The following is a 3,086-nucleotide window of genomic DNA, read 5'->3' as shown; positions in this document are numbered from 1 at the left end:
TGTCTATAAAATTTTTCATAAGCAGTTCCTGTTTGTATTTTAAAAGTATTCGATCTACCTTTATTATACATGAGGAACTGCTTCGTTCATATCACGGTTTATTGGGTTGCGGGTTTCCCGCCTTAGTCTGGAGAATTGCCGGGTGGTGTATTTTTGAATTAGATGGTAAAATTGATTTTCAATATAGGTTGAAGATGCTGAATAGAGCAGGGCAAGTATCACAAAACAGCACGCGACATCATTTTTAAAACTGGGAAAAAACTGAGAAAATTGAGCATGAAAGCAAAAAAGGCTTTCAGGGTAAAACCTTGAAAGCCTTTATTATCAGTGGCTGGCTGACTAGGATTCGAACCTAGATTGACGGAGTCAGAGTCCGTAGTCCTGCCGTTGGACGATCAGCCAGCAGAAAAACAACGTTCGCGTATATACAATAAGGACATGATTGAAGTCAAGAAGAAAATATTCGTTGAAAGTTGAGATTGAATTAGGATATGGTTTTTTTTATTTTAGTCAATATCACGGGGGCTCAAAAAGGGAAGTCGTTCAAATCCAAAGCGCTATACCCGGCCCATTTTATAATTAATTAAAATATATGAACAACAGCATGGTTAATTTGGAGGAGTCTGGAAAAGAGCTGCTGACCCAAAATAAAGAATTTTCCAATCTAATTAATTTGTTAAAAGAATCTTCGGACCTGGCCATTGCATTTTCAGGTGGTGCAGATTCTGCGTTTTTGCTTGCTGCAGCACGTATTGCAGGGGCGGGATCTGTATTGCCTGTTACTATTGTCTCTGACTTTTTTACGGCTGGAGAAAAAGAACGGGTGATCCGTTTGGGTCAATATTTGAGCATACCCCCAATTCTTGTTCCTGTAAATATACTGGATGATGCCAGGGTAACCCGGAATACGGACAGGCGCTGTTATTTTTGTAAATTGTTTTTATTTTCCAGGATCATGACAGAGGCAAAGAGACGCGGGATTCATACCTTTTTGCACGGGGCAAATCTGGACGATTTGCAGGAATTTCGGCCAGGTATGGATGCGGCCCGGGAACTGGGTTTTAAAATGCCTTTGGTGGCGGCTGGTTTTACAAAGGAGAAAATCCGTGCATGCTCAAAAATGCTGGGTCTTGAGACCTGGGATTTGCCTGCCCAGTCCTGCCTGGCCACCCGTATCCCCCAAGGAGATATCATCACGAAAGAAAAATTGGTAAAAGTTGAGCGGGCAGAGGCCTGTCTTAATGGATTGGGTTTCGGCCGGGTGCGGGTTCGGTGTCATGGTAGGCTGGCCCGAATTGAATTCTGTCCTGATGAACTGAATCGCTTGGGGGAACCGGATCTCAGGCAGGAAGTCGTACAGAGGATTAAAGGTGTGGGCTTTCATTCTGTTTGCATCAATCTGGAGGGGTATACGCCGGCGTCCAGGGTGCAGATATAAATCGTCCCCAGCGTTATGCACTGCCGGGGACGAGGAAAGTTTTGGGCGGTGCTAGCGGGAATGCAGTTCTAAGTCGTTGAAGAAATAACCGATTTCAAATGCAGCGGTCTCCGGAGCATCAGAGCCGTGGACAACATTTTTTTCAATGTCCGTGGCATATTCCCTGCGAATGGTGCCTTCTTCTGCTTCTTTGAAATTTGTGGCGCCCATCAGCGTTCTGTTTTTTGCGATAACATCTTCGCCTTCAAGCACCATTACAACGATGGGGCCGGATGTCATGAAATCAGTCAGGTTGTTGAAAAAAGGACGTTCCTTATGGACCGCATAAAATCCCTGGGCCTGGGATTTGCTCAGATGGATCATTTTCATGGCTGCGATTTTAATGCCGTTGGTTTCAAACCGTTTGATGACTTCGCCAATGATGTTTTTTCCTACACCGTCAGGCTTGATAATGGATAATGTCCTTTCCACGTATATTCTCCTTTAAAAAAAGTTAATGGTTGATTTAACGGGCTTGATAAGTATCACAGGAATATATTATAAGTCAAACCCGTTAAATACTAGGAATTGAAGGGGAAAAAATTAATGTCACGATGGAATAAAATGCTTAAAATAGGCGTGACAGGATCGGCAGGCTCGGGAAAAAGTCTTGTGTGTGAGGGATTCCGGCGTATGGGTCTGATAACCCTGGATTGCGACGAAATTGCAAGGCAGGTGGTAGAACCGGGACAGGCTGCGTATAATCAGGTGGTCACGGCGTTTGGACCTAAGATTGTGGCCTCGGATTTAACTTTGGATCGACCGGCCCTGCGACGTATGATTGTAACCACAAAAGGCAGCCGGGAAAAACTTGAATCCATTCTGCATCCTGTGATTATCAGCGAAACAGTCAGACAGATGGATGAAGCGGTCCATTCAAAGCAAAAATCCTGTGCTGTTGAAGTACCGCTTTTATTTGAACTTGGTATGGAAAATCTTTTCGATGTGATCGTGGTGGTGGCAGCTGCGGACAGCACCCTTGTTGACCGGATTGCCGGCCGGGACGGTGTGGGCCGGGAAAGTGCCCAAAAGCTTTTAGCCATCCAGATGCCCCAGTCTGAAAAGATCCAAAAGGCCGATTATGTTATTGAAAACAGAGGTGAGCCGGAAGCTGTTTTTAAATCAGTGGGTGTTTTGTACCGAAAACTTGTCAATCAGCGCTTGACAAAAAAATAATAATACCTTAAGTGTTTTTAAATTACTGAAGTTTCACATTATCGGTCTTTTTTTCCCGCAGGGCCGGTGGGCCTCCAGATTGTCAAAAAGGCATCCCCAAAAAAAATTGCATTGTGAATTCATATATCCCTTTAACCAGACTGACGGATTAGACTAGGAGATTGCATGAATCTTGTAGAACTCAATAAGATGAAAATCAGTGAGCTCACCAAACTTGCCAAAAAGTATAATATTCAGGGGATTGGCGGCCTGAAGAAACAGGAGCTGATTTTTGCCCTGCTCCAGGCCAATATTGAAGAAAGCGGGCAGATCTACGGAGAAGGCACCCTTGAAATCCTTCCGGTGGGATTGGGTTGTTTGTGTGCCCCAGGGGACAATTACCTGGCCGGTCCGGACGATAGTTATGGATCTCCCTCGCAGTGGCGGCGGGGTG

At 44.8% G+C, this 3,086-nt stretch carries 4 protein-coding genes and 1 tRNA gene; 3 read left to right on the top strand and 2 right to left on the bottom strand.

Features of this window, described 5'->3' with window-relative positions; genetic code table 11:
* Window positions 1-328: 328 nt before the first annotated feature.
* Window positions 329-402, bottom strand: a tRNA-Gln gene (locus AB7U36_RS21455).
* Window positions 403-604: 202 nt separating this feature from the next.
* On the opposite strand from AB7U36_RS21455, the gene larE reads away from it, so the two are divergent.
* Window positions 605-1,438 carry an ATP-dependent sacrificial sulfur transferase LarE gene (larE, locus tag AB7U36_RS21450; protein ID WP_428161654.1) on the top strand — a complete coding sequence of 278 codons (834 nt, stop codon included), beginning with the start codon at window positions 605-607 and terminating at the stop codon, window positions 1,436-1,438.
* Between the two features lie 51 nt (window positions 1,439-1,489).
* On the opposite strand, the gene ndk is transcribed toward larE, so the two are convergent.
* On the bottom strand, window positions 1,490-1,909 hold the full coding sequence (gene ndk, locus AB7U36_RS21445; protein ID WP_428161653.1) for a nucleoside-diphosphate kinase: 420 nt from the start codon (window positions 1,907-1,909) through the stop codon (window positions 1,490-1,492).
* A 114-nt stretch (window positions 1,910-2,023) separates the two neighbouring features.
* Between ndk and coaE the strand changes: the two genes are divergently transcribed.
* Both coaE and AB7U36_RS21435 read left to right on the top strand, forming a co-directional pair.
* Window positions 2,024-2,653 carry a dephospho-CoA kinase gene (gene coaE / locus AB7U36_RS21440; RefSeq protein ID WP_428161652.1) on the top strand — a complete coding sequence of 210 codons (630 nt, stop codon included), beginning with the start codon at window positions 2,024-2,026 and terminating at the stop codon, window positions 2,651-2,653.
* Between the two features lie 165 nt (window positions 2,654-2,818).
* A partial coding sequence (locus AB7U36_RS21435) for a Rho termination factor N-terminal domain-containing protein (RefSeq protein ID WP_428161651.1) occupies window positions 2,819-3,086 on the top strand: 268 nt, incomplete at its 3' end.

It is taken from the genome of Desulfobacter sp. (genome assembly GCF_050177295.1).
This window is presented reverse-complemented; position numbering and strand designations above follow the sequence as displayed.

What these genes read in the sequence shown, in the direction of transcription:
- larE (WP_428161654.1), top strand. Translation starts at nt 605, where the DNA reads ATGGTTAATTTGGAGGAGTCTGGAAAAGAGCTGCTGACCCAAAATAAA.
- coaE (WP_428161652.1), top strand. Translation starts at nt 2,024, where the DNA reads ATGTCACGATGGAATAAAATGCTTAAAATAGGCGTGACAGGATCGGCA.